Raw genomic sequence first — 25,370 nt, 5'->3', positions numbered from 1 at the left:
GAGCGGATGAAATTCAGAAATTTTAAACTGGTAGGTTACGTCATATTTGGCCGCGGGGCCTTTAACCAGCTGGATGAGATACTGGCGCCCCAGCGTAAGGGAGATGCCCCCATGATATTTTTTGTGGATCACTTTTTCCAGGATAAGGGCGCTTTCACCAGCCGTATACCCCTGCGTGGCAAGGACAAAATTGTGTACATTGACGTAACGCATGAGCCTAAGACCGGCTATGTAGACCAGCTGCGGGATGAGCTGAAAGCGGAATTCGGCCAGGTATCCGGTATCATCGGCATCGGCGGAGGCTCAACCATGGATATGGCCAAGGCGGTATCACTGATGATGACCAACCCCGGTTCTTCCGCTGATTACCAGGGTTGGGACCTTTTAAAATATCCCGGCGTATATAAAGCAGGTATCCCTACGCTTTCGGGCACGGGAGCGGAGGTAAGCCGCACCACCGTGCTTACCGGACCTACGAAAAAATTGGGCTTAAACTCCGATTTTACACCATTTGACCAGATAGTGCTGGACCCTGAGCTGGTCAAAGACGCACCGGTGAACCAGCGTTTCTATACCGCCATGGATTGTTACATTCACTGTGTTGAATCGCTGGAGGGCACTTACCTGAACGCGTTCAGCCGCTCTTATGGCGAAAAGGCCCTGGCTTTGTGCCAGGAGATATTCCTCACAAAGCAGCACTGGGATGATGAGGCAGACGAAAAACTGATGATGGCTTCTTACGCGGGTGGTATGAGTATTGCCTACTCACAGGTAGGGGTGGCACACGCCGTAAGCTATGGCCTCAGCTATCTGCTGGGCACCCATCATGGTGTGGGCAACTGTATTGTGTTTGACAAACTGGAAGAGTTCTACCCGCAGGGTGTTGAGGAGTTCAAAGAGATGGTGGACAAGCACCATATTACCATACCGCAGCATATTACCAAGGGGCTCAGCGACGAGCAGTTCAACACGATGATAGACGTATCCCTGGGCCTGGCGCCACTGTGGGAAAACGCCCTGGGCAAAAACTGGCAGCAACAAATGACGAGAGAACGCCTGCGCGCTTTGTACGAAAGATTGTAAAGCTGTATATATATCTAAAAACCAAAAACGCTTAATGCTATCAGGCATTAAGCGTTTTTTTATGTACTATAACACGTTGGTTACAACCATCTGCGGAAATGCGTCTTCATATGCACCAGCCGCCACATTACTTTCAGCCGGCGGTTATCGTAAATAGCTATCAGGTAAAGTGTGGCTACCAGGGCGGCAATGCCCATTACACCAAAGGTAAGCGGGAAATAGGACGCATTATTGTGATAAATATAGGCGGAAAGATAGGCTCCCAGGCCAATACCGGCTTCCATGGCAATGTACATAGTGGCCAGCGCGCGGCCGCGGTATTCGGGTAAGCCCAGGTCTACTGTCCAGGCGGTAACGGCAGGCGAGCAAACGCCTACTGAAACGCCGTAAATAACAGCAGCAGCCATCATCATAAACGGCGTAGTAGTAAATGCAAGCATGAACAATGAAACAGCCATCATGGAAGCGGAGATCTTCAGCATCGGCACACGGCCATGCTTGTCAGACATTTTACCGGCCAGCAGGCGTATACCTATCGAGGCCACGGTAAAGAAAGTAAAGAAGAGCCCTTTATTGTGAATGCCCAGGTGATTGCTGAAATCAGGTATGATTGTGAGCAGCGCACCATAGCTCAGGAATGTCAGGAAGGTAACTATCACCGGGCCTACTACCAGCGGCTCAAAGATCTCGTTGCGGGAGATCTTCAGCAGGGAAGGGCTGAAGCGCTGACGGTTGGGAAGGGTTTCCTTCAGGCCGCCGATCAGTATCACCACAGATAACAATGCAAATACGGCAGATACCTGGAACATTACATAGATATTCCATTTGGCCGCAATAAAGCCGCCTATGGCAGGGCCTATAGCCAGCCCGATGGTGCTGAAAAGACCTACCATGCCCATTGCTTCCGCACGCCTGTGATAAGGCACCAGATCGGAGATATAGGCGGTGGTGCCAGTAGGTTTAAAGCCAGTGGAAAAACCGTGAAAGAAACGAAGTAAGAGGAAAGCGCCTACAGAACTAACCAGCGGATATAAAAGGCTGCATATTACGCATACTACAGAGCCAAATATCATCACCGGTACCCGGCCAACGGTATCTGTCAATTTGCCGCTAAAAGGGCGTGACAAACCTGCCATTAAGGTAAAAAGTGCCAGAATGTAGCCTTTATAATCTGCGCCACCCATGCTACTGAGATACGCGGGCAGCTCAGGGATCAACATATTGTAACTGGCGGAGAATACAGCATTACTAAGGCAAAGCAATATAAAATGCACACTATAGATTCTCCCCGACGACTGTTCCATACCACAAAATTAGGAAGTATGGCACAATAATAGCAAAAGAACCAACATCAAATCTACTATCTTTGTAGGATTTTTAACACATGATAAGGACCACCCGGGATTAAAGAAGCACTGGTACCGGCCGCGCCGGAAGCGGACCCCGCCACCCTATCAGGTTCATGTGAAAACGGGAACAACCTGCTCACCGAATATCCTGCAGAACATAAGTACTGACTAAAGATCAAATACGTACATATGAAAGCAAACATTGGAATTTCTGAAGAAAATCTGAAGGCAGTAGCCTTAGAACTGAACAAGGCTTTAGCCGACCTGATGGTGCTGTACACTAAAACACGCAATTATCACTGGAATGTTGAAGGCCCCGATTTCATCGAACTGCACAAGTTCTATGAAGAGCAGTACGGCGAACTGGAAGAAGCAATTGACGAAACAGCAGAACGTATCCGCGCCCTTGGCCATTATGCACAAGGCCGTCTGTCTGACTTTATTAAACAAACCAGCCTGGTAGAGCAGGAGTACACCAATGATGAGCGTACACAGCTTGGCAACCTGCTGGACGACCATGAAACCATCATCCGGAACCTGCGCAGACTGGTAGACGAGTTTGCTGACAAATACAAGGATATTGGCTCCAGCGATTTTGTGACCGGATTATTAAGGCAGCACGAGAAAATGGCCTGGATGATCCGTTCTTATCTCAAGAAATGATCCTCTACGTGATTTGATAGCCCGGCTCGCAGATCTTTTGTAATATTATGTACTAAACCCCCACCAGAAGGCTTATGGATAATAATACAAGAGACCTGCGGCTTGCCGTGCTTATAGACGCTGACAACATACCCCACAGCCACGTGAGGCCCATGCTGGAAGAAGTGGCCAAATACGGCATACCCACCTTTAAACGGATCTATGGAGACTGGACCAAACCACAACTGAGCTCCTGGAAGGCAGTACTCCTGGAGCACGCCATCAATCCCGTGCAGCAATACAGCTATACCTCCGGCAAGAATGCCACCGACTCTGCCATGATAATAGATGCCATGGATATCTTGTATACCGGCCGTGTGGACGGGTTTTGCCTGGTAAGCAGCGATAGCGACTTTACCCGGCTGGCCACCCGCCTGCGGGAAGCAGGTATGCGGGTATTTGGCCTGGGTGAGATGAAAACACCGGCCGCTTTCCGCGCCGCATGCGACAAATTCATCTACCTGGAGATCCTGCAAGAGGAAAGCAGCGAAGAACAGGCGCCTGCCAAGCGAAAAACCTCTCAAAGTAAACGGAAAGCCATTAGCAAAACCAACCGCGAACTGTTTAACCTGCTGAAATCCAGCATTAATGATACCGCTGATGAAGACGGCTGGGCTTACCTCGGAGATCTGGGAAACCTTCTGATCAAGAAGCAGCCGGACTTTGATTCCCGCAACTACGGTTACAACAAACTACTGCAACTGATCAAAAGCTTTGATAGTTTTGAGATAGACATACGGGAAACAGGCAAGAAAACCGGGAAACTGGTATACGTGCGTGTAAAATAAACAGATATGATGAACGCGATAGAAAGGATAAGGGTGCTGCAGGGCGACATCACAAAAGTAGCCGCCGATGCTATTGTTAATGCCGCCAATTCCTCCTTAATGGGCGGAGGCGGAGTAGACGGCGCCATACACCGTGCAGGAGGGCCGGCCATCCTGGAAGACTGCCGGAAGATCGTTGCCCGGCAGGGCGGATGTACCACCGGTGAGGCAGTGGTCACTACGGCAGGCCGCCTACCAGCCAAGAATGTGATCCATACCGTAGGGCCGGTTTGGAATGGCGGACATAAAAAGGAAGCAGAAAAGCTGGCTGCCTGTTACCGGAATTCCCTACAGCTGGCAATAGATCATCAGCTGAATACCATCGCGTTTCCCAATATCAGTACAGGGATATACCGTTTTCCAAAAGAGGAGGCAGCCCGTATTGCGGTAACAACTATCCGTGATTTTTTAGCGGAACATGAAGGGATCAGCGAGGTAATGCTGGTTTGTTTTGATGACGAGAACCTGTTCTATACAAAGGAGGCTTTACAGCAGCTACAATAAGAAAACCCCGGATATACCGGGGTTGTATATAATGATTTGTATTATCTGAATTTTACGCTTAGCGTTTTACGTACTTTACAGTAGCGTACAACAGCATTAAGGCGAACACTATAATAACAACATAAGCCAGCGTATGACCAACCTTATCAAAAGCTCTATAAAACTCCGTAGTTTTTACATTATCCTGTAAGAGTGTCAGCAACATAGTAGTGTGTATTTAAAGAATTGCCCGCAAGTTAGGGTATTCCCGTCAAAAATCCCAACCCGCTTAATACCTCAATAGGCGGCCAGTTGACGGATACATTGATCCAGCCGCGCTTTTGCCAGGAAATTTTTTTCCAGTGCAGCAGAAAAAGGCACTGGTGTATCCAGGCTGGCGCAACGGAGAACGGGTGCGTCCAGCAGGTGAAAACAGTGTTCAGCTATCCAGGCGCTGATCTCGCCGCCGAAGCCGCCTGTAAGGGTGTCCTCATGCAGTACCAGCACTTTACCGGTTTGAGCAACTGCCTCCTTAATGGCGGCGTAATCCAGCGGCAAAAGCGTGCGCAGATCCAGTATATAAAGGGACAGATCTGGGTGCTGCTGCGCGTATTCCAGGGCCCAGTGTACCCCGCTGCCATAAGTGATGATGCTGATATCTGTGCCGCTTTGAGTGACGTTCGCCTTTCCTATTTCCACCGTATACCAGCCTTCTGGTACTGGCCCGCTGATACTGCGATATAGTGCTTTATGCTCAAAATACATGACCGGGTTAGGGTCTGCCAGGGCTGCCAGCAGCAGGCCCTTGGCATCTGCCGGGGTGGAAGGATATACCACTTTAAGGCCGGGAGTGTGTGTAAACCAGGCCTCGTTACTCTGGGAATGGAAGGGACCTGCACCTACACCTGCGCCGGCGGGCATCCGGATCACCACATCCGCCGCCTGGCCCCAGCGGTAATGGATCTTGGCCAGGTTATTTACAATTTGGTTGAACCCTACCGTCACAAAGTCGGCAAATTGCATTTCCACCATGCTTTTATATCCCATCAGGGAGAGGCCGAGGGCCGCGCCTATGATGGCACTTTCGCAAAGAGGAGTATTGCGCACCCTCGCTCTGCCGAATGTTTCTACCAATCCTTCTGTGATCTTGAAAGCTCCGCCGTATTCCGCAATATCCTGGCCCATTAGCACCAGGTTGGGAAACTGTTCCATGGCAGTTCTTAATCCATCGGAAATAGCATTGATAAAGCGTTTTTCTTCTGCCGGAAAAGAAGGGGTGGGGATAGTCAACGCAGGATCTGCGGAGGCGTAGATATCGGCCAGTTCTATGGCGGTATCTGCTACCTGTTCGGAACTGTCTGCCAGCGCAGTTGCTATATCCGCATCTATCTGTTGCTTCAGCTCATGGTGTATAGCGCTGGCGCTTTCCTGAGTGAGCAGCCCGATAAATTGCAGGAATGCTTCGTAATGCTGTATCGGATCTTTCTGCGCCCATTCTTCTAACAGGGCCGGGGGTACGTATTTAGTGCCACTGGCCTCTTCATGGCCCCGCATCCGGAAGGTGAGGGCTTCTATCAGCACCGGTTTTTGTTCCTGCAACGCATAGGCTTTGGCGTTAGAAACGGCGTGGTACACTTCCAGCAGGTTATTGCCATCTATCCGCATGCTATGCATGCCATAACCCTTGGCCCTGTCGGTAAGCTGAGTGCAGCGGTACTGTTCTTCTACCGGTGTGCTCAGGCCGTAGCCATTGTTCTCTATCAGGAAGATAACGGGAAGATCCCAAACAGCAGCTACGTTCAGGGCTTCATGGAATTCGCCTTCGCTGGTGCCGCCCTCGCCTGTAAAAGCTAGCGTTACCATGTTTTCTTTGCGGAGGGAATGCGCCAGTGCAATGCCGTCTGCAATGGACAGCTGCGGACCCAGATGAGAGATCATCCCACAAATATGATGCTCGCGGCTGCCGAAGTGGAAAGAGCGTTCCCTGCCTTTACTATAACCATGCGGGCTTCCCTGCCATTGGAGAAACAGCTGCTGCAGCGGCATATTACGGGTGGTAAAAACCCCCAGGTTGCGGTGCAGGGGCAATATCCATTCATCGGGTTGCAGGGCCAGGGTGGCGCCCACGGCAACGGCTTCCTGGCCAATGCCGGAGAACCATTTGCTGACCTTGCCCTGCCGCAGCAGTAATAACATTTTCTCCTCTATCAGCCGTGGCAGCATCAAAGCACGGTAGAAAGACAGCAATTGCTCGTCGCTGATATGGGAGCGGTTAAAGTACATATCAAAATGAAAAATTAATCTTCACTGGTGGCGAGGCCATGCATGAAGCTATTGATAATGGTCATAACAATACTGAATAACAAGGCCCACCAGAAGCCATCTACCCTGAAGCCCGATACCAGTTTGGATGCTAACAGGATAATAATGGCATTGATCACCAGCAGGAACAATCCCAGGGTAACAATGGTGACCGGAAGGGTAAGTATAATGAGCACCGGCTTTACCAACAGGTTCAGTATTGCCAGTACTAAAGCGAGTATCAAAGCCGTTATAAAGTTATCTATTTTAACACCCGGTAACAGGTAGGCGGTTAACATAGCAGCCAATGCGCTTACCAACAAGCGGATCAGAAAATTCATAAGAAGTTATTTATAGAGTTAAGATAAGAAAATAGCATTAGAAAACATGGCCGTAAAGGTAAGGGCATAAAGTTTGCGCCCCGGAAATATGAGGATTATTTTTTATTTTTGTTTCACATTTTAAATCATATCTGACATGCGAAAACCATACTTCCTATTGCTGACTTTACTGCTAACTTCCGGCATACTGGTTTCCTGCAAAAGCAAAAAGGATGATCCTGCACCTTATACAAATCCGCTGATATATGGCCGTTGGGAATATGTGGTGGGCCTGGACAGTTTATGGAACAAACAAAACCAGCTGCTCTCAGCAGATACCGTTGATACCAAAGGTAAAGACGATATTCATCTCACTTTCCAGGAGAATGGCCAGGCAGAAACCTCCCTGGATGAGGTGGGGTCAGGCACGTATCGTTTCAGGGATGCGCAGACACTGGAAGTAAAGAACCAGAGCGGGGTATCAGACTACCTGCCTATCCTTACGCTGACCAGCAACCTGCTTGTTTTTGTGATCACGGATACTGCTTATGGCAACGGCAATTACAGTAAGGAGTACCTGTACTTTAAAAAGTAGATCACCGTCTTTTTACATACCAACAAAAAGAAAGGATGAGGCATACACCTCATCCTTTTTATTTTAAACCAAAGTCAGAATTGCCGTTGCTCAGGCCAGGAAGTTATCACATTCGCGGTAAGCTTTGATCAGGGCCATTTCTCCTTCCCTGCCCTCGTGGAAGTTGCCATGCTCCATACCCAGTACGCCCTTATAGCCTTTTTCGTGCAGGTGTTTGAAGATGTTCTTGTAGTTGATCTCGCCGGTACCGGGTTCTTTACGGCCTGGATTATCACCGATCTGTATATACGCAATTTCACTCCAGCACATATCTATCATGGGAATGAGATGACCGGTATTGCGCTGCATATGGTAAATATCATACAGGATCTTGCAGGATGGGCTGTTTACGGCGCGGCAGATCTCGTAGGTCTGGTCTGCCGTGCGGAGGAACAGGTCCGGTGTGTCGCTGAGTGGCTCCAGCACCATTACCAGGCCACTGGGCTCCAGTATCTCGGCGCCGGCCCGCAGGGCGTCTATCACATTACCGGTCTGCACACCGATAGGTAATTTGCGTTCAAAAAAGCCCGGCACCACCGTTGCCCATTTAGCGTTCACACGTTTGGCCGTTTCTACGGCAGTACGGCAGGTCTTTAAAAAGGTATCCTTGAATTCCTGTTTGCCGGTGGTGAGAGAAACTTTCCAGTTATCGCCACTGTCTATTACAAACACACCCATGGTCATACCCAGTTTTGCCAGCAGGTTGCCGATCTTTTCCTGCATGGCGGTATCTCTCTTCAGCATGCCATTATCTTCAATGGCGCGGAAACCCTGATCGTGCATAAAGCGGATCTGGTCAAGGAAATCAGCGCCGGCGCTGTTCTTGAACATGCCGTCGTGCGGTGCATAGTTCATGTTAAAGGTCTTTTCCGCCTTTGCTGCTGCGGGGCCTGCGGCCGCCTGTACGCCGCCAAAAGCCAGGGCAGAGATGCCCGCCAGGGTGCCTTGTTGCAGGAATGTTCTTCTTTCCATAACGTTTAACCGGTTAAATGTAGATGATACAGGCATTAAATTTAATAATTCATCCCATCATATTCTATCTCATCAAAATAATATTGCATTCCAGCCTCAGATTTAATAAATTACCTGCTCATCTTTTTCAGCTACATGATGGAAAAACTGACAGCAATAGCATTAGGCTTGCTGTTAACCCAAACCGTTCTGGCACAACAGGGCGGTAACGGTAACACAGCCTTTACCACGTATGAAGAGAAAATACCCGGAACAGACGTCTCATTCAAAATGGTGCCCATTACAGGCGGCGCTTTTACCTTTGGCAGCCCCGCCGGTGAGAAAGGTCGCGGCGCTGATGAAGGGCCGCAAAAGAAGGTGACCATCGCCCCTTTCTGGATGGGCGCCTGCGAAGTAACCTTTGATGAATACGATATATATGCGGATGCTGAAAAAGACAAGACCCCCATTCCCGATGGCATGACAAGGCCCAGCCCTCCCTATATAGATCTTACCCTTGGAATGGGTAAAACCGGCGGATATCCCGCCAACAGCATGAGCCAGTACGGAGCGCTGTCTTATTGTCGCTGGCTGTACGTAAAAACCGGGATATTCTACCGCCTGCCCACAGAAGCAGAATGGGAATATGCCTGCCGCGCCGGCGCCGCTACAGCATACCCTTTCGGTAATGAAGACGGGCAGCTGAAAGACTATGCCTGGTTCGCCGGCAACAGCGATGGCAAATATCACAAGGTAGGACAGCTGAAGCCTAATGCCTGGGGCCTGTACGATATGATGGGCAATGTGGCAGAATGGACGCTGGACCAGTATGATGCCCAATTCCTGGAGCATGCCGCCGGTACAGACCCCTGGAATAAGCCCAGCGCCAAAACACCCCGTACCATTAAGGGCGGCAATTACCAGGACGATGCCGCCAAAGTACGCAGCGCCGCCAGGTTAAAATCTGATCCGGACTGGAACCGCCGTGATCCGCAAATACCTAAAAGCAAATGGTGGAATGCAGATGCTCCATTTATCGGCTTCAGGATCGTGCGGCCGGTAAAGCAACCTACAAAGGAAGAAGCAGAACAGTTCTTTGCAGAAGTGCTGGACAAATATGTAGGCGCCAGATAATAATTAACAACGAACAATTAAGAATTAATAATGGATAGCCTATACTGTACTAGCCTTTCCCACATTCGGGTATTATTAATTATTCATTCTTAATTATTAATTCATACTCTTTTACCACTACAAAAACTCACATATGGAAAACGAAAAAAAACAAACATCCCACGATCAAAGCCGCAGGGAATTCATGAAGCAATCCACCCTGCTGGCCGGCGGCCTCCTCGCCATGCCTGTACTGACCCACGCCAATTACTTCTCCGGCGCCAAAGACACGATTAAGATTGCCCTGATAGGCTGCGGTGGCCGTGGCACAGGCGCAGCCACACAAGCATTAAGCACAAAAGAGAATGTAGAGCTGGTGGCAATGGCAGACGCCTTTGCAGACCGCCTGAACGATAGCTATAACAATATCAAGGAAGCCCTGGAAGAAAAAGGAAAGGCCGACCGCCTGAAGGTGAAGGAAGAGAATAAGTTTGTTGGTTTTGACGCTTACAAGAAAGCGATCGCCCTGGCAGATGTAGTGGTGCTGGCTACCCCTCCGGGTTTCCGTCCTATTCACTTTGAAGAGGCCATCAGGCAGAATAAACACGTGTTCATGGAAAAGCCCGTGGCCACAGATCCTGCCGGTATCAAGAAAGTACTGGAAGCAGCAGAACAGGCAAAGGCTAAAAAGCTGAATGTAGTAGTGGGCCTGCAACGCCGTTACCAGAACTCCTACCGCGAACTGTACAAACGGGTACAGGATGGTATGGTAGGCGATATCCTCTCTATGCAGGTGTGGTGGAACCAGGGCGCTTTATGGATCAGGCCCCGTAAACCGGAATATACGGAGATGGAATACCAGATGCGTAACTGGTATTACTTTAACTGGCTGTGTGGCGATCATATCGTAGAGCAGCACATTCACAACATCGATGTGGGCAACTGGTTCAAAGGCGCAACCCCTGCTTCTGCCGTGGGTATGGGCGGCCGTGCCGTACGTACCGGTAAAGACACCGGCGAAATCTTTGACCACCACTATGTAGAATACCGTTATGCCGATGGCGTGGTGATGAACAGCCAGTGCCGCCACTGGAAAGACAGCGCCAGCCGGGTAGATGAAGAGATAGTAGGCACTAAAGGCCGCATTATCTGCGATAAAGGCCTGATACAGGACCACAAAGGAAAAGTGCTGTACCAGTTTGATAAAAAGCAGGAGAACAATCCCTACCAGACGGAACACGATGAGCTGTTTGCAGCTATTGCCAAAGGGGAGTACAAATTCTGGGATGCAGAGCGTGGCGCACAAACCACCCTGTCTGCCATCATTGGCCGTATGGCTACCTATTCCGGGCAGATCATTCCCTGGGATAAAGCCCTGAACTCAGGCATTAACCTGCAGCCGGACACTTATGCATTTGACGCCAAGCCGCCGGTAATGCCAGACAGCGAAGGTTTCTATGCCTACGCAAAACCAGGCATCACCAAATATTTCAGCTAAATATTATTATACTACCAGAAAGCCTTATGCTCCGGGATGCCACCAACGCCCGGAGCTTTTCTTTAAACATAGCAAATGAACAACAAGCTTACGCAAGCGTTATTCCTGTTTATCCTGTTATTAAGTGGAACAGCGCTACAGGCGCAGCAGCCCGGCGTTCGCAAATGGGCGCAGGAATTGCTGAACAACCCGGCAATACGGCAGGCCCATATAGGCATCTGCATCTATGACCCCGCAAAAGAAAATTACTGGTACCAATACCAGGCAGACAGATACTTCTCACCTGCTTCCAATACCAAGATCTTTACCCTGTTTACCGGCCTTCAGCTGCTGGGCGACAGCCTGCCCGCCATGCGATACCTGGAAACGGATACTGTGCTATACATAAAAGGCACCGGCGATCCTTCCTTCCCTGCATCCGGATTTTATTACACAACCAGCGATGCAGCTGCTTACGCAAACGAATAAACGTATCGTGCTGCTGCCTGCCGTTAACACCAACAAACGTTTTGGCCCCGGATGGGGCTGGAGTGATTATGCAGACTATTACCAGCCCGAGCTGAATGAATGGCCCATTTACGGCAACGTGGCCCGCATCAAACATCACCGGGATACTATCAGCATAACGCCCACTGAGTTCAGCGATCGGGAGCATTTCAGCTGGCGGCGAAATGATACCCTGGAAGAGGCGCTTACGGACAGGGATGAACGCAGCAACCGCTTTTCTCTGCAGTTCGCAGGCAATGATACCGCACCTTTAGTGGCGGAAGTACCTTTTATCACCGGCGGCCTGCAGGATATTGCCAAACGCCTGCAAGACACCCTGCATAAACCGGTGGATGTGGCTATTGCATGGCCGCAGCTGAATGGAGCTGCCTTTAAAACATTATACAGCCAACCGGTGGATAGCTTATTTACCCCGATGATGCATCGCAGTGATAATTTTTTTGCTGAGCAGATCCTGATGATGTGCGCGGCCAGACAATGGGATACGATCAGTACAGCAAGAACGATTGGTTATATGCAAAAGGACTACCTGCAGTTCCTGCCGGATTCACCTAAATGGGTGGATGGTTCGGGATTATCCCGGTATAATCTCTTCACTCCGAGAGATTTTGTAAGCGTGCTGACAAAGATGCGGCAACAGGTGCCGGAAGCCAGGTTGTGGGACATATTCCCTACCGGCGGCAAAGGCACCTTACGCAATTACTACCAGGGGCAGTTTGTGCATGCTAAGACAGGTACTCTTAACGGTTGTGTAGCGCTGAGCGGCTACCTGGTTACCAGGAAAGGTAAAACACTGGTATTCAGTGTGCTGGTAAATAATCATACCAACAATTCTTCTGCGGTTGTAAGAAGGGTGGTGGAAAAGTTCCTGACAGCTGTCCGGGATCAGTATTGACAGATCCCTATTCGATATTATAACTTCTTAGACGGGTGGTATCGTCTGCCTGGTCTACCTGGATAAGGCCGATATCCTTCGCATAATAGTTGGTGGCCAGGGTGCCCAGCGGGATGGTTTGCCCCAGCACTTTGGCGGCAGCCGTCAGCCTTACGGCGATCACTTCTGTATAGTCCAGGTCGTATACACGTTTATTGATCCCTTTCTGCGTAATGGTATACGTGAGATATACGTTCACGTTAATCCCGCCATCCTTTACAGTGACGGTGTCTGACCAGCTGCTGCCAGCCGGCACAAAGTCCTTCAGGTAAACAGACATAACGCTGTCTATCGAATATCCCATATACGAAAGCCCTTTCACCATCTGGTGGTAGGTGCCGTTATCACAACGATCGTAAGTAGTGGCGGTATCGGAAGAAAGTTTTTTATATGACTGTCCGTTAATGGTGCTATCCCCGGTCACGGTTACGGTAAAGAAGTTAGTATCTGTGGTAGCACCATGAACGGTCTCATAATTATAAGTAGAGCCATTGGTATAAGGGGCATACCCGCAGGTACTGGGAATTGTTCCGGGTGGCTCACCTTCACGGCTCACCTCCTTTTTACAGGCCCATAAGATCAGACCGCCTATCATCAAGGCAAGCGGCCAAAAGTGTTTTCTCCGCATATAACTGGGATATGGTTTGGCTGTGTAAAAATAGCATTCGTATTGTACTAAACGAAAATCACACCAGGAATATTTTAATATGATAATTCACAGGACCCTTAAAAAGAATGTGCGGATAAATGCAGATGGCCTTATCTGCCAGCTGCATATCCGCACATCTGTATATGGATCAATTAATTACACACCAAGGCTCCAGCCGTCGCGGTATTGGCGCTTCACAAACTGGTTCGCCTCATCGAAGTTGGTGATCTTCATGGCGTCACCATCCCACAGCAGTTTGATATAGCGGCCGGGGAAGGTAGATTTGCCGTTCACTTCCTTCTTGATATCGAAGCTGCGGATGGCCAGGTTGCTCATCAGCACCGTTTCAGTAAGCGGGCCTGCGATGGAGAAGGGAGAGCTGAGGGCTTTTGCTTTCGGGCTGTTATAACCAGCGATAGCAGCATTTACCCATTGCTGATAGTGCCCTTCTGGTACGCGGGCGATGGTTTGCGGCACATTTGCCTGCTGGTTGCGCGAAGTAGGCAGTAAGCTTGGGAACATACCATAGGTTCCGCACATCATTTTGCCTTTGTCGCCTATGAACAGGGCGCCGTTACCGCCGTCACCCATTCTTTCGTTGGGTCCCAGCTCTTCGGGGCGCTCAGGTTGAATGCCACCATCCATCCAGTGCATGGTCACTTCTTTACCGTTCTTGCCCTTGAATTTAAGGGTAACGTGAGAAGAAGGCGGACAGCTTTCCGGGAAATAGCCGCGTTTGAACTCGTCTACGTATACGCTGCCCACGCTGCACTCTACGGCAGTAGGGTAGCCCAGGTCCAGCACACGGAAGGGCGGTTCAATGATATGACAGCCCATGTCGCCGATGGCGCCGGTACCGTAATCCCACCAGCCGCGCCAGTTAAAGGGCACCAGCTTGTCGATATAGTCTTTATAGGGAGCAGTGCCCAGCCACAGATCCCAATCCAGTTCTTTAGGCACTTCAGCCTTTGCCTGGGGCCAGGGAATACCCTGCGGCCATACGGGACGGTCTGTCCAGCAATAAACAGTGTGCACATCACCTACCAGACCGGCGTTATGCCACTCCATGAGCTGTCGTACACCATCGCCGGAAGAACCCTGGTTACCCATCTGGGTTACCACCTTATAGCGGTCAGCGGCTTTGGTAAGCATACGTGCTTCATAGATGTCGTGGGTAAGCGGTTTCTGCACATACACGTGCTTGCCCAGCTGCATGGCAGCCATCGCAGCTACGGCATGTGTGTGATCGGGTGTGGAAACAGACACGGCGTCGATGTTCTTGTGCTCTTTTTCCAGCATCTCCCTGAAATCTTTGTAGAATTTCGCTTTCGGGAAGGCTTTCACGGAATTGGCAGCGCGGCGCTCGTCCACATCGCAGAGGAATGCGATATCTACCGGGCCTTTGGCAAATTCGGCAATGTCGCTTTGACCTTTACCGCCAACGCCTATACCGGCAATACGAAGACGGTCGCTGGGCGCTATATATCCTTTACCTCCCAGTACATGACGTGGAATGATCATAAAGCTGGCGGCGGTTAACGCGCCGTTCTTTAGGAATGATCTGCGGGAAACGGAATTGGAATTTCCCTGGTTATTCTTTTCCTGGACCATGAGTAACAAAAATTTTGGATAATATAATTAAAAACGGGTTTAGTCCCATGTCATAAGTTTGCCTCTGTCCTCCATCTTGAGGTAAAGTGGCAGCAGTTTCTGGTCGTAGGCCAGCCCGTACTGTTTCAATACATCATCGGGCACCCCGTTCCATTCATTCGGCGTGTTGCCAACGTAGCCCAGGTCTTTGATGCCGATCTTGCTGGTAAAGAAACCACTCGCGGTCAGGTTACGAAGGGTGCTGAAGAACATGACCCCCTGGCTTGTTTCAGGAGTGGCCTTTTCCGGGTAAGCGATAACATCCAGCACGGCGGTTTGCTGCTGAGCGCTGCATTCTGTGAAGATCTTTTTATGATGCCTGAGGCAAAATACATCCAGCCAGCGAAGGCCACCACGCAGAGGCACCTGGTAGCGGGGCTGGTCTTTTGCCATGAACTCAATAAAATCGGGCACACCGGCATCTACGGCACTGCCTGAGTGCTCGTCTGCCGGGATGATCAGGGCGGTAAGCGCCGTGATGGTTTTCATCTCGGCATTGGTAAAGAACTTGTCGCCCATCAGTTTGGCATCCCTTTCCTTTTCTTCGGCGGTGCGTCCGTAAACGTCGGCGCCTGCGCCATCCTTTGCTTCCTTGACGGTTGTTTTATTGTCCTTACAGGCGGCGAGGAAAGTGCTAACAGAAAAAGACCCGATAGCCAGGGCTTTGAGGGACTCTCTTCTATCCATATATGATGCTTTTTATTTTAAGTTATCAGTTGACTGTTATAAGTTGACAGTTGACAGTTTATAAAATTAGCGAACAATTAATCACTGACAACTGTCAACTGATAACTGTCAACTCATTTACAGGTTCTGCTTTTTCAGCTCATCGATAATATACTCAGACGCACGCATGGAGAGGGCCAGGATGGTCCAGGTAGGATTTTTATCCGCCTGGGACACAAAGGAGCCTCCGTCTACCACAAAGAGGTTCTTCACCTCGTGGGCCTGGTTGTATTTATTGAGCACAGAGCGTTTGGGATCGTCGCCCATACGGGTGGTGCCTACTTCATGGATGATACGGCCGGGTGTTTCGAGGCCGTACATGCTATCGGCGCCGGGCTTATCTCCCAGGGCTACGCCGCCCAGCTCGTGGATCAGCTGTTCGAAAGTATCCTGCATGTGCTTTGCCTGTTTGATCTCGTGCTCACTCCAGGTGTAGTTGAAGCGCAGTACGGGTATGCCAAACTTGTCTACCACATTCGGATCGATCTCGCAGTAGTTGTCTTCGCGTGCAATACACTCACCGCGGCCTGCAAAACCGATGGTGGCGCCGTAGAAGCGGCGATAATCGTTTTTCAGGGATGCACCGTAACCACCGGCCTGTTTGGTTTGTCCGGCGGGAACGCCGTACTTGCCGTTGAAGCGCTCAATACCAGAACCGAAACCGTACATCGGCATATGCATGCCGCCACCCAATTCAACATGGTATCCGCGGGCAAAGTCGAGTTTCTTATTATCCAGCCACCAGGGAATGTACACGTGCATGCCACCCACGCCATCTTCGTTATACCGTTTGCGATCCATCAGCTGGGGGAGGAATGCTCCACGGGAAGAACCGGTAGAGTCGTGGAGGTATTTACCCACAACGCCGCTGCCGTTAGCCAGGCCGTTGGGGAAGTTAGCAGACTTAGAGTTGAGCAGCAGGCGGGCAGATTCGCAGGCGCTGGCCGCCAGTACGATCACTCTTGCCTTTACCTGGTATTCCTGGAGGTCTGTTTTATCAACATAGGAAACAGCGGTAGCCTTCCCTTTTTCGTCTGTTATTACTTCGCGGGCCATTGCGTTGGTATACAGGTCTACATGGCCCGACTTCATGGCTGGTTTTACCAGGCAGGAAGAGGAGGAGAAGTCTGCGTACACCGTACAACCGCGGTTACACTGGCTGCAGAAGAAACAGGCGCCGCGATCCTTATTTACGGAGCGTGTTAACATAGACATACGGGCGGTTATTACCGGGATGCCTAAACGATCTCCGGCGCCTTTGATCATCAGCTCGTGCAGGCGTGGTTTGGGCGGAGGAAGGAAATAACCATCCGGCTCATTTGGCATGCCTTCTTTGGTGCCGAATACGCCGATCATCTTATCTACCCTGTCGTAGTAAGGTTTTACGTCTTCGTAAGAGATAGGCCAGTCATCGCCATGGCCATCATAACTTTTGTGTTTGAAGTCACGGGGGCCGAAGCGCAATGATATACGTCCCCAGTGATTGGTACGTCCGCCCAGCATGCGTGAGCGGAACCAGTCGAATTGAGTGCCGTTTTTTGTAGTATAAGGTTCGCCTTCAATTTCCCAGCCGCCATAAGCTGCATCAAAATCGCCGAAAGGGCGGGTAGTAGTTGCGCCACGACGGGGAGACTGCCAGGGCCACTTTAGTTGGGTAGCCTGTTCCGGATCTGCCGGGTCGTATTTAGGCCCTGCTTCCAGTAAAGCCACTTTCAGCCCTGCGTCTGATAAAATCTTGGCGGCCATACCGCCGCCGGCTCCTGAACCTACAATACAGACATCATAGACCTTGCCTTGTTGCTTTATTTCAAATGCCATAATACGTGGATATGTTTTGACTCATAAAAGGCTTTAAATCTATAAATTAAACGTAGAAAATGAAAGGTGTTTTTTATTTTGAGAACCTTTTAAGGTATGAGCAGCCCTTTAATTTACATGATCGGTGCCGACATCGGCACAGGAAGCACCAAAGTGATCGCCTTATTGCCCGACGGTAGTGTGCAGGCCGTTCAGCAACAAGGATATACCACCCATTTATCCCAGGCGGGATATAGCGAACAAAACCCGGAAGATATTTTACAGGCGGTCAAACAGGGAATCAGGGAGGTGGTGCGGCAGATGGGGGCGCCGCCGGCGGCCATCTCGTTCAGCAGTGCTATGCACAGCGTGATGGCCATGAATGCGCAGCAGCAGCCTTTGACCCCGCTGATCATCTGGGCGGATAACCGCAGCCAGGATATTGCCACGGCCCTGCAGCCCACGGAAGAAGGCAAGGCCCTGTATAGACAAACCGGCGTACCCATACACCCTATGTCGCCGCTGTGCAAAATAGCCTGGCTACGGGAGGTAGCGCCGGAACTCTTTCAGCAGGCCGCCATGTTCATCGGCATTAAAGAGTACATCCTGCACTGTTTTTCAGGAGCTTATGTGATAGATCATTCCATCGCCTCGGCCACCGGCATGTTCGATATACGGCAACGCCAGTGGAGCACCGAAGCATTGGCCTTTGCAGGTATTACTGCCGCACAGTTACCGGAACCGGTTCCGGCACATCATATATTATCTGGACTACGCGGAGCGGTGGCGGCTGAATTAGGAATACCCGCGGACACTCCGCTGGTGATGGGCGCCAGCGACGGCTGCCTGGCCCAACTGGGTAGCGGAGCCCTGGCCCCTGGTCATGCCACACTCACCATTGCCACCAGCGGCGCCATGCGGATGACGGTACCCGCACCGGTAAATGATCCCCAGCAGCGATTATTCAACTATATATTAGATCACCAGCATTACGTAACCGGCGGCCCTGTGAATAATGGAGGCGTAGCTTTGCAATGGTTTGTAAGGGATTTTCTGCAAAAGAAGGAGCCGGCAGACCTGAATACCGCCATTCAACAGGCGCTGGAGATACCGCCCGGCGCAGAAGGGGTGATATGTTTGCCCTACCTGCTGGGTGAGCGCGCCCCGGTATGGGACCCACATGCACGCGGGGCCTTCATCGGTATACAGCCCCAACATACCGCGCTGCATTTCATGCGCGCCATGCTGGAAGGAGTCGCCTTCGGGCTCTTAAGCATCGCACAGGCCTTGCAGGAAGCAGCGGAACCTATCCGTAAGATCTCTGTGAGCGGCGGCTTTACCCACTCGCCAGGCTGGATACAATTGATGGCGGATATCTTCCAGCAGCCCATGTACCTCGGACAGGAGCATGATGCTTCCGCGATTGGTGCAGCTATTGTGGGGTACCAGGCATTAGGATTGCCTTATACCAGTCCGGCAGCGATGGAAGAGGAAGTATTCATGCCCCGGGAGGAAGGCAAAGCCGTGTACCGCGAGCATTATCACCTGTACCTGGAACTGTACCAGCGGTTAAAAGGCTTGCTGTAATGATACTATATTAACGAAATAGCCAGGGAGCAAGGATACAGCAAGGATAGAGCAAGGATACTGCAAGGATTGCCCAGGGATCTCCCAGGTAAAATACTACCATCCTCTTAATTCCCCTTTTCGAACATCCGGGTAATGTCTGCCAGCTTGAAAGAAACGTAGATGTACTTGCCGCCCGGCGATACATTGGGCATACTGCAGGCAAACAGTTCGTCTATAATATTCTGCATCTCGCGGGCGCTGAGCACTTTACCGGCCGGGATGGAGTTGTTCCGCGCCATGGACCGGGTGAGCTGTTCGCGTTTGTTCACTTTCAGCTCGGCGCTGAAGTGTTTAAACTGTTCCAGGAGCCCTTCGATGCTGGCCTGTTCGTTTCCGCTCTGTATATCAGCAGGGGTGCCCCGCACTACAAAGGTATGGTTGCCAAAGGGTTCCATATCGTAACCCAGCACCTGCAGATCGGGCAGCATCTCGCTGATAAGGGCAGCATCTGCAGGAAGCAGCTGCAGCGTTTGCGGGAAAAGGCTTTGCTGCGTGGGCATTGGCTTTTCCTGGAGGGCGCGCTGGTATCTTTCGTAGAGGATCCTTTCATGCGCGGCCTGTTGGTCTATCAGGATGAAGCCTGACTTTATCTGGGAGAGGATATATTGCTGGTGCACTTGTACGGGCACCTTGGTATCGGTGGCAGCCTCCTGCCAGCGCTCGTCTATAACAGAGGCGGTGGAAGGCCGGTTTACAAATTCACTGTCATTACCATCGGCAGCAGGCATGTCTGCAGCGGGGCGGCTGAAATCAGACTTGCCGATCTCATAAATGTCTTTCCAGTGCTTAAGATTGCTGCCGCTGCTTTTATCTATCACGTGGGCCTGGTTGGCCTGGGTGAAGGTTTTATACAGGGAACCGCTGGCAGAGCGTTGCTGTTCCTGCTCCGTAAAGGGTTTACTCACCGCATCGAGCTGCTGAATGCCGGGATCCAGGTCAAAGTCTAAAGTAGGCGTAACGTTGAACTGGGCCAGTGCATGTTTAACGGCAGATTGTACAAAGGCGTACAGGATCTTCTCATCGTCAAACTTTATTTCCTGTTTGGTGGGGTGCACGTTAATGTCCACATGTGCGGGATCGAGGTCAATGAAAAGGACGTACAGCGGGAAGCTGTCGGCCGGGATCATTTCCGAGAAGGCGCTCATAATGGCGTGATGCAGGTACGGGCTTTTGATGAAGCGGTTATTCACAAAGAAGAACTGATCGCCCCGTGTTTTTTTCGCCGTTTCAGGCTTGCCCACAAAGCCGTGTATGTTCACGTAATCGGTACTTTCCTTTACGGTTACCAGGCGTGCGTTGTAATGTTGCCCCAGGATGGCGATCACCCTTTGTTTGAGGGAGCCTTTTTCCAGGTAGAACATTTGCTGCCCATTACTGGTGAACGTGAATTGCAGCTGGGGGAAGGCCATGGCCACCCGGATGAACTCATCTACAATGTGCCGCATTTCTGCAGCATTGCTTTTCAGGAAGTTACGGCGGGCGGGTACGTTGAAGAAGAGGTTCTTCATGGCAAAGCTGGTGCCTTCAGCCGTTTGGCAGGGCTCCTGTTTGCGTACCACGCTGTTGTCTATTTCTATGTAAGTGCCAATGGGAGAGTCGCGCCGGCGGCTTTTCAGTTCTACTTGGGCTACCGCCGCAATAGAGGCCAGCGCCTCGCCGCGGAAACCCATGGTACGGATGCCAAAGAGATCGTCAATGGTGCGGATCTTGGAGGTAGCATGGCGCTCAAAGCACATGCGGGCATCTGTTTCACTCATACCCGAGCCATTGTCTATCACCTGCACCAATTCTTTGCCTGCGTCGCGAATAATGAGCTGTATTTCTGTTGCACCTGCATCCACCGCATTCTCCAGGAGCTCTTTCACCGCAGAGGCGGGTCGCTGGATCACTTCACCGGCAGCAATCTGATTGGCTATATTATCGGGTAATAAATTTATGATATCCGCCACTTAAAACACCTTTTGGCGTAAAGTTAGGAATTATAATGCCATGCCAGAAAGGGAGAATTTTAACATATCTGTACAAGCCAATGTGCAGCGGTCTTCGTAACTTAAATGACGAAAAAAGGAATATCTTTATATAATAAAAACTGTTAACTCGTAGTTTAACAGTACTAACTTTAAAGTATATGCGTGTACGATGTCTGGTAATTTTGGGGCTGGCCTTTCTTTTCAGTAACTGTTCTTACTCACAACAAAACGTGGATCAAAAAAGTCCAACCATGCAAGAAGGAAAAAAAAATGAAGTTTATTCCCGCAGCGATAGCACTAAAGTAAACCTGGATAATGCGGAATGGAAAAAGATCTTACCATCAGATGTGTATAATATAGCGAGAGAGAAGGGAACGGAATGGGCCTTTACAGGTAAATACTGGAATAGCAAGGAGAAGGGTACCTATTACTGCGCTGCCTGCGGTAACCCGCTGTTTGTATCAGACGCCAAGTTTGAAAGCAGCTGCGGCTGGCCCAGCTTTTTCCAGCCCCTTACAAAAACGAGCGTTATTTATGCGCCCGACAATACGCACGGTATGCAGCGCACGGAGGTAATGTGCGGCCGTTGCAAAGCCCACCTGGGCCATGTGTTTGACGACGGACCTCCTCCTACAGGCCTGCGCTACTGCATCAATTCTGTCATACTTGATTTTGAGAAAGCCAAAGAGGCAGAGAAATCATACAAAGACAAGAAGGAGTAGACACCTCCCTGATGTTAGCATTCTTACAGCAGCCTTATCCCAGCGCTTCCATGCGCAGCAAGATATTCACGCCGCTTGTTTTCGGTGTATTTATCAGTCTTTTCCTGTTGGTATTTCAACCATTTGGTCTTTCTGAACTGCCGCTGCGCCGGCTTGCCTGGGGCGTAGCCGGGTATGGCCTGGTAACAGCCCTGGTGATATTTTTTGAGATGTGGACCTGGCCCCTGCTTTTCCCGGCTTATTTTGCAGAATCACACTGGACCGTAGGGCGGCATATCTTTATTATCCTGTTAGACGTGTTCTTCATCGGGCTGGGCAACCTGCTGTTTACAGCCTGGTACTTAAACACTTCCCTTTCCTTCCACGCCATTATCTGGTTTCAGGGCATTACGGTGGCCGTAGGCGTGCTGCCCATCACCATGTATGTAATGTATTCACAGATCCGGCTGCAGAAAAAATATGCGGCAGAGGCCAGGATGATGGATGCCCAGGTACAGGAGCGCAAACAGCATGAGGAGGAAAAAGCCGGGGGACTGATATGCATTGGCGCCGAAAACGCGGAGGGTGGTTTGCAACTGGCCCCTTTTCAACTATTATTTATCGCTGCCGCGGATAATTACATAAAAGTATATCACCTGGAACAGGGACAGGTAAAACAAACCCTGCTGCGCAGTACCCTGAAGAAAGCAGCCGCCAGCCTGGCAGATCATCCACAGTTTTTCCGCTGTCACCGTACCTTCCTGGTGAACCTGGACCATGTAACCGGTATCAACGGCAATGCACAGGGTTATAAATTGCAGCTGGCGCATACAGATGAATGGCTCCCGGTATCCCGCAGTTTGCATGATGAGATCCGGCAGAAACTATAGTTTGCCTTCCCGTTCACCCCATTAACCTTCCCATCTGCCCCTTGCATTTTATCCCTGCGGCGGAGTGTTTCAATTTTGCAGAAACGGTTTTTTTATGGAAAAGTTATTCTCTGCAACCTTGATCTTTCACATTGCCGGCGGCACACTTTCACTGCTCAGCGGTCTGCTGGCTATCGTTACCCGCAAAGGAGGGCGTCTGCACCGGGCAGGCGGAAAAACATTCTTTGCTGCCATGACCCTGGTATTTGTCAGCGCCCTGATCATGTCGGTCATTAAAGGGCTTACATTCCTGCTGATGGTAGCTTTTTTCAGTTATCATATGCTGCTGCGCGGTTACCGGGCGCTTTATCTGAAGCGGCAGCACCAGGGACTGAAGCTCGCGCTGCCGGATGTATTGATCAACGGTGTTGGCATCCTCTTTAATACCGGGCTGTTGATCTGGGGTGTCAGTCATCTGCTATCCCGTGGAAACTATATTCATATCGTAGCTGTCTTTTTCGGCTTGCTGGGGATCAGTATGGCGGCATCGGATGTGAAGCGCTTATTTATTCCTCCAACAGATAAAAAGCAATGGTTGTATACGCACATCGGAGGTATGGGAGGGGCCTACATCGCAGCGGTAACTGCCTTTATGGTAGTGAATGTACATTTCTTACCCGGCCTGGTGGTATGGACGGCACCTGCAGTGATAGGATTGAGCCTGATCACCATGGCTATCAGGCGATACCGGAAGAAGGAAGAAACGCGCCCTGCGTCGTCTTTGCAGCAGGAAATCACGTATATTTAGTTGAACTAAACCTTCAACTGTCATGAAAGTAGTAAAAGTACTGCTCTGGATCATCGGCATCCTGGCTGTGGTCTTCCTTATCCTGTTATTTACCGCCCCCACCAAAATGCACATTGAACGCTCTGTGGTGATCAATGCGCCGGCCAGCACTGTATGGCCACATCTTGTGAAGTTCGAGGAATTTAATAAATGGAACCCCTGGTATAAAATGGACCCTGCCGCACAACATACCCTTAGCGGGGAAGACGGCACGGTAGGCGCCGCCAGCGCATGGAAGGGCGAGAAGATAGGAGAGGGCAAACTGGAAAATGTTTCGCTGGAGCCGTACACTAATGTGCAGCAAAAACTGTCTTTCATCAAGCCCTGGGAATCAGTGGCCAGCTGCTATTTCAAGCTGAATGAGGCGGAGGGTAAAACCTCTGTGGCCTGGGGATTTGACAGCGAATTTCGCCGTCCGCAGAATATCATGGGCCTGTTTATGGAAGGTTCCCTGAAAAAAGATTACGATAACGGTCTGCAGGAGCTTAAGCGTATAGCAGAAGCAGAAGCGGCGCACTAAAGCGCGGCATCAGTACTGCAGCTGGTTGGCGTAGTACTTCAGCCGCAGCTCTGCGGCTTTTGCAGAGAAACTGACATTCACCAGCAGGTAGCCTGCATTTTCAAAACTATCCTGCGCATTCTTTAGATCTACAATTGTTGCCTGCTTCAGCTGGAAGCGTTGTAAAACCAGGTCCAGCAATTTACCGGAAAGCTCATAGTTAGCTTTGGCCGTTTCCAGCTGTTGCAGGTTATTATTATAAGCCTGCCAGTTCTTCACCGCGTTCGAGGTATAATTCAGCACCAGGGTATCCTTCAGCAACTGCGCATTCTTCACGTTGATATCCGCTATTTCCGTTTGCTTCCTATAAATGCTGCCATTGAAAATGGGGATGCTTACCCCCACGCCTGCAAAAGGACCGTAGCTCTGGTTAAGGAGTGAGAAACCGGCGGCATTCTTTGTATGGCTGAAATTATATCCCGCATTGGCGCTGAGTGATGGATAACGCTGCGCAGCCGTTTCTTTTTCAATGTATTCGTTAATAGAGATCTGCTGATCTGCCATGGAGATGTCGGGGTTGGACTGGATGGCGCTGATCACAGGGCCCAGCTCTACCGACCTGTCTACCAGGATGGTATCTGAGATATTGATGGCAGAATCAGGCTTGAGCGTAAGCAGTGTAAGCAGGTCTGTTTTAGCCTGTTCTATCACCAGCTGTTGCGCCTGCAGATTCTGTACCTGGGTATTGAGATCTACCTGCGCCTGGAACAGGTCTGCATTGTTGGCCACACCAGCGCTTTGCTGCGCCTTGACGATCTCCAGCTTTTCACGCGAAACATCTATAGACGCGCTGAGTGTGCGGGCATAGCTTTGCTGGCGGATGATATCGTAATAGCGCAGCATTACATTGTATACCAGCGTGAGCGCCCTGGAATTGAGCTGCTGTTTGCTCTGCGATTCAATAAGGCCCAGCCGGTGATGTGCGTTCTGTACCCTGTTGCCATTATAGAGCAGCATAGACGCGTTGAGCGATGCGCTGAGGTTATTGGAAGAGGCATTATTGCTGGTCTTGTTATTGGCCGGGTTGGCATATTCCTGCTTAATGCTGGTTACCTGTTCTACATTAGAACCGGTGGCGCTAACCTGGGGCAGGCCACCTGCTATGCCATAGCTGTTATTGATCCCGGCGGCGGTGGCATTGTTCCGGGCCACTTGTATACCCAGGTTGTTTCTCAGCGCAGTCTCCACCGCGTCGCGCAGTGTAAGTTGCTGTGCCTGCAGCGCTGCCGGTGAAAGTAGGATGGCGATATATAAAATCCATTTGTTCATGC

The 25,370-nt window shown here is 50.5% G+C and carries 24 protein-coding genes; 14 read left to right on the top strand and 10 right to left on the bottom strand.

Going from position 1 to position 25,370, the window contains the following annotated elements:
* Positions 1 to 6 precede the first annotated feature (6 nt).
* Positions 7 to 1,083 (top strand): iron-containing alcohol dehydrogenase family protein, encoded by a 1,077-nt coding sequence (locus ACR9Y8_RS17340; protein ID WP_481214504.1) that lies wholly within the window; start codon positions 7 to 9, stop codon positions 1,081 to 1,083.
* An 80-nt stretch (positions 1,084 to 1,163) separates the two neighbouring features.
* Here the strand turns inward: ACR9Y8_RS17340 and ACR9Y8_RS17335 are convergent, their stop codons facing one another.
* Positions 1,164 to 2,387, bottom strand: a complete 1,224-nt coding sequence (locus tag ACR9Y8_RS17335) for an MFS transporter (RefSeq protein ID WP_481214503.1) — start codon at positions 2,385 to 2,387, stop codon at positions 1,164 to 1,166.
* 234 nt (positions 2,388 to 2,621) lie between these two features.
* Between ACR9Y8_RS17335 and ACR9Y8_RS17330 the strand changes: the two genes are divergently transcribed.
* The 3 genes from ACR9Y8_RS17330 (at position 2,622) to ACR9Y8_RS17320 (ending at position 4,465) form a co-directional block, all read left to right on the top strand.
* The gene (locus tag ACR9Y8_RS17330; protein WP_481214502.1) at positions 2,622 to 3,095 is read left to right on the top strand and encodes a Dps family protein; all 474 of its coding nucleotides are present in this window, start codon (positions 2,622 to 2,624) and stop codon (positions 3,093 to 3,095) included.
* A 74-nt stretch (positions 3,096 to 3,169) separates the two neighbouring features.
* Complete coding sequence (locus ACR9Y8_RS17325) at positions 3,170 to 3,922, top strand: NYN domain-containing protein (protein ID WP_481214501.1); 753 nt, start codon at positions 3,170 to 3,172, stop codon at positions 3,920 to 3,922.
* A gap of 6 nt (positions 3,923 to 3,928) precedes the next feature.
* Positions 3,929 to 4,465 (top strand): O-acetyl-ADP-ribose deacetylase, encoded by a 537-nt coding sequence (locus tag ACR9Y8_RS17320; RefSeq protein ID WP_481214500.1) that lies wholly within the window; start codon positions 3,929 to 3,931, stop codon positions 4,463 to 4,465.
* A gap of 276 nt (positions 4,466 to 4,741) precedes the next feature.
* Here ACR9Y8_RS17320 and ACR9Y8_RS17315 read toward each other — a convergent pair whose 3' ends face one another.
* Complete coding sequence (locus tag ACR9Y8_RS17315) at positions 4,742 to 6,727, bottom strand: alpha-ketoacid dehydrogenase subunit alpha/beta (RefSeq protein WP_481214499.1); 1,986 nt, start codon at positions 6,725 to 6,727, stop codon at positions 4,742 to 4,744.
* A 14-nt stretch (positions 6,728 to 6,741) separates the two neighbouring features.
* Positions 6,742 to 7,086, bottom strand: coding sequence for a phage holin family protein (locus ACR9Y8_RS17310; RefSeq protein WP_481214498.1), 345 nt, complete (start codon positions 7,084 to 7,086; stop codon positions 6,742 to 6,744).
* A 136-nt stretch (positions 7,087 to 7,222) separates the two neighbouring features.
* Here ACR9Y8_RS17310 and ACR9Y8_RS17305 point away from each other — a divergent pair, with 136 nt between their 5' ends.
* Positions 7,223 to 7,660 (top strand): hypothetical protein, encoded by a 438-nt coding sequence (locus tag ACR9Y8_RS17305; protein WP_481214497.1) that lies wholly within the window; start codon positions 7,223 to 7,225, stop codon positions 7,658 to 7,660.
* 90 nt (positions 7,661 to 7,750) lie between these two features.
* Here the strand turns inward: ACR9Y8_RS17305 and ACR9Y8_RS17300 are convergent, their stop codons facing one another.
* Complete coding sequence (locus ACR9Y8_RS17300; RefSeq protein ID WP_481214496.1) at positions 7,751 to 8,671, bottom strand: hydroxypyruvate isomerase family protein; 921 nt, start codon at positions 8,669 to 8,671, stop codon at positions 7,751 to 7,753.
* 135 nt (positions 8,672 to 8,806) lie between these two features.
* Here ACR9Y8_RS17300 and ACR9Y8_RS17295 point away from each other — a divergent pair, with 135 nt between their 5' ends.
* From ACR9Y8_RS17295 to ACR9Y8_RS17280, 4 genes are all read left to right on the top strand, one after another.
* The gene (locus ACR9Y8_RS17295; RefSeq protein ID WP_481214495.1) at positions 8,807 to 9,784 is read left to right on the top strand and encodes a formylglycine-generating enzyme family protein; all 978 of its coding nucleotides are present in this window, start codon (positions 8,807 to 8,809) and stop codon (positions 9,782 to 9,784) included.
* A 133-nt stretch (positions 9,785 to 9,917) separates the two neighbouring features.
* A complete protein-coding gene (locus ACR9Y8_RS17290; protein ID WP_481214494.1) occupies positions 9,918 to 11,261 on the top strand; it encodes a Gfo/Idh/MocA family protein in 1,344 nt (447 codons plus the stop codon).
* Positions 11,262 to 11,336: 75 nt separating this feature from the next.
* Positions 11,337 to 11,729: a D-alanyl-D-alanine carboxypeptidase gene (locus ACR9Y8_RS17285; protein WP_481214493.1), complete on the top strand. Its 393-nt coding sequence runs from the start codon at positions 11,337 to 11,339 to the stop codon at positions 11,727 to 11,729.
* Entirely contained in the window at positions 11,704 to 12,663 is a 960-nt protein-coding gene (locus ACR9Y8_RS17280) for a D-alanyl-D-alanine carboxypeptidase (RefSeq protein WP_481214492.1), read from the top strand. The genes ACR9Y8_RS17285 and ACR9Y8_RS17280 overlap by 26 nt, the downstream gene beginning before the upstream one ends.
* 7 nt (positions 12,664 to 12,670) lie before the next feature.
* Here ACR9Y8_RS17280 and ACR9Y8_RS17275 read toward each other — a convergent pair whose 3' ends face one another.
* The 4 genes from ACR9Y8_RS17275 to ACR9Y8_RS17260 all read right to left on the bottom strand — a co-directional run bounded on the left by ACR9Y8_RS17275 (position 12,671) and on the right by ACR9Y8_RS17260 (position 17,545).
* Entirely contained in the window at positions 12,671 to 13,330 is a 660-nt protein-coding gene (locus ACR9Y8_RS17275) for a hypothetical protein (protein WP_481214491.1), read from the bottom strand.
* A 177-nt stretch (positions 13,331 to 13,507) separates the two neighbouring features.
* The gene (locus ACR9Y8_RS17270) at positions 13,508 to 14,962 is read right to left on the bottom strand and encodes a Gfo/Idh/MocA family protein (protein ID WP_481214490.1); all 1,455 of its coding nucleotides are present in this window, start codon (positions 14,960 to 14,962) and stop codon (positions 13,508 to 13,510) included.
* A 39-nt stretch (positions 14,963 to 15,001) separates the two neighbouring features.
* Complete coding sequence (locus ACR9Y8_RS17265; protein WP_481214489.1) at positions 15,002 to 15,688, bottom strand: gluconate 2-dehydrogenase subunit 3 family protein; 687 nt, start codon at positions 15,686 to 15,688, stop codon at positions 15,002 to 15,004.
* 117 nt (positions 15,689 to 15,805) lie between these two features.
* Positions 15,806 to 17,545 (bottom strand): GMC family oxidoreductase, encoded by a 1,740-nt coding sequence (locus tag ACR9Y8_RS17260; protein ID WP_481214488.1) that lies wholly within the window; start codon positions 17,543 to 17,545, stop codon positions 15,806 to 15,808.
* Positions 17,546 to 17,641: 96 nt separating this feature from the next.
* Between ACR9Y8_RS17260 and ACR9Y8_RS17255 the strand changes: the two genes are divergently transcribed.
* Entirely contained in the window at positions 17,642 to 19,111 is a 1,470-nt protein-coding gene (locus tag ACR9Y8_RS17255; RefSeq protein ID WP_481214487.1) for a gluconokinase, read from the top strand.
* Positions 19,112 to 19,218: 107 nt separating this feature from the next.
* On the opposite strand, the gene mutL is transcribed toward ACR9Y8_RS17255, so the two are convergent.
* Positions 19,219 to 21,102: a DNA mismatch repair endonuclease MutL gene (gene mutL, locus ACR9Y8_RS17250; RefSeq protein WP_481214486.1), complete on the bottom strand. Its 1,884-nt coding sequence runs from the start codon at positions 21,100 to 21,102 to the stop codon at positions 19,219 to 19,221.
* Between the two features lie 272 nt (positions 21,103 to 21,374).
* On the opposite strand from mutL, the gene msrB reads away from it, so the two are divergent.
* From msrB to ACR9Y8_RS17230, 4 genes are all read left to right on the top strand, one after another.
* Entirely contained in the window at positions 21,375 to 21,845 is a 471-nt protein-coding gene (gene msrB / locus ACR9Y8_RS17245; RefSeq protein WP_481214485.1) for a peptide-methionine (R)-S-oxide reductase MsrB, read from the top strand.
* 11 nt (positions 21,846 to 21,856) lie between these two features.
* The gene (locus ACR9Y8_RS17240) at positions 21,857 to 22,714 is read left to right on the top strand and encodes a LytTR family DNA-binding domain-containing protein (protein ID WP_481214484.1); all 858 of its coding nucleotides are present in this window, start codon (positions 21,857 to 21,859) and stop codon (positions 22,712 to 22,714) included.
* Between the two features lie 94 nt (positions 22,715 to 22,808).
* Positions 22,809 to 23,501, top strand: coding sequence for a hypothetical protein (locus ACR9Y8_RS17235; protein ID WP_481214483.1), 693 nt, complete (start codon positions 22,809 to 22,811; stop codon positions 23,499 to 23,501).
* A gap of 22 nt (positions 23,502 to 23,523) precedes the next feature.
* The gene (locus ACR9Y8_RS17230) at positions 23,524 to 24,060 is read left to right on the top strand and encodes an SRPBCC family protein (protein ID WP_481214482.1); all 537 of its coding nucleotides are present in this window, start codon (positions 23,524 to 23,526) and stop codon (positions 24,058 to 24,060) included.
* A 9-nt stretch (positions 24,061 to 24,069) separates the two neighbouring features.
* On the opposite strand, the gene ACR9Y8_RS17225 is transcribed toward ACR9Y8_RS17230, so the two are convergent.
* Positions 24,070 to 25,368, bottom strand: coding sequence for a TolC family protein (locus tag ACR9Y8_RS17225; RefSeq protein ID WP_481214481.1), 1,299 nt, complete (start codon positions 25,366 to 25,368; stop codon positions 24,070 to 24,072).
* Positions 25,369 to 25,370: the final 2 nt, after the last annotated feature.

Source organism: Chitinophaga sp. SVR4-12A (assembly GCF_056754765.1).
The sequence above is the reverse complement of the archived record's forward strand: the minus strand, read 5'-3'. Positions and strand labels throughout refer to the sequence as shown.